The sequence below is a fragment of the Oleiphilus sp. HI0125 genome (assembly GCF_001635355.1).
On the sequence record NZ_LWGF01001178.1, the window covers coordinates 1 to 1,120 of the forward strand.

A 1,120-nucleotide genomic window follows, 5' to 3' on the forward strand; every position below is an offset into this window, starting at 1 on the left:
CGTACCAGTGGGTGTCGTGGGGTGTGAAGAAACGATCCCTGCCATCGCAAATATAAAGCCATTAGCGAAACTTCTGGGTGTGCCATATGTACCGGTTGCCCTGCCCTTTATCTTTCCTGCAAAGGTTCACCTTAATTTTGGTAAGCCAATTTATTTTGAAAACGAAGAGCTCACCGAAGATCAGGTGATCCGACGCGTTGAAAAAGTGAAAAAATCTATCGGGCAGCTCATCGCGAAAGGCCTAGAACAGAGAAAAAGTATTTTTTAAATGAGTAAAACAACAACTAAATCTCAAGCGAGTAAGCGCAACAAACCGATTGTTCTTGTTACCGGTGCAGCGGGGGCTTTGGCTCAACAGGTGATTCAACGATTGCGAAAATCCTGTCAGATCATCGCCGTCGACTTTAGAAAAGAAACCTTTCATAGCGATAATATTCCTAGCTATAAGCTGGACTATAACAAGCGCGTCTTTGAAGATTTATTTAAAACCTACAAGTTCGACTACGTCATCCACCTTGGCCGTATCCAAAGTAGCGAACTCACTATGCAGCGTCGCTATAACGCCAACGTACTAGGCACACAAAAACTCATGGATTTGAGTCATAAATACGGTGTTCGACATGTGCTTATTTTATCGACGTTTCATGTTTATGGTGCTGACGCATACAACCCAGCACTAATCGATGAGTCTGCACCACTCAAAGCAGCAGAGTTAACGCAGGATTTGGTAGATTCAGTCGAGCTTGAAAACCTCGCCAATATTTACCTTTGGAAATATCCTGATTTAAACATCACGATTCTCCGTCCTTGTAATATCGTCGGGCCTGGCGTCAATAACTCTATTAGTCGACTGCTTTCTAGTAAACGTCCGCCTAGCTTACTCGGTTTCTCTCCTGTCATGCAGTTTATTCACATTGAAGATATGGCCGATGCGATTGAGCTTGCGCACAAAAAACATAAGCGAGGCGTCTATAACGTAGCACCGAGAGATTGGGTGGCATTTCAGGATGCACTTGCTTTGTCGGGCTGCCAATCTATCCCTGTACCGTCAATCCCGCCAATGCTGCCACGATTAATTTCTCGCGTACTGAATTTAAAGTCGTTTCCGTCTTATTTGATT

General features: G+C 44.1%; 1 protein-coding gene and 1 pseudogene. Both read left to right on the forward strand.

Features of this window, described 5'->3' with window-relative positions; genetic code table 11:
• Window positions 1-268 (forward strand): annotated as a pseudogene (locus tag A3762_RS27860) (glycerol acyltransferase); the annotation flags it as partial.
• Window positions 269-1,120, forward strand: an 852-nt coding sequence (locus tag A3762_RS20495; protein WP_068757392.1) for an SDR family oxidoreductase, incomplete at its 3' end; no start/stop codon positions are given.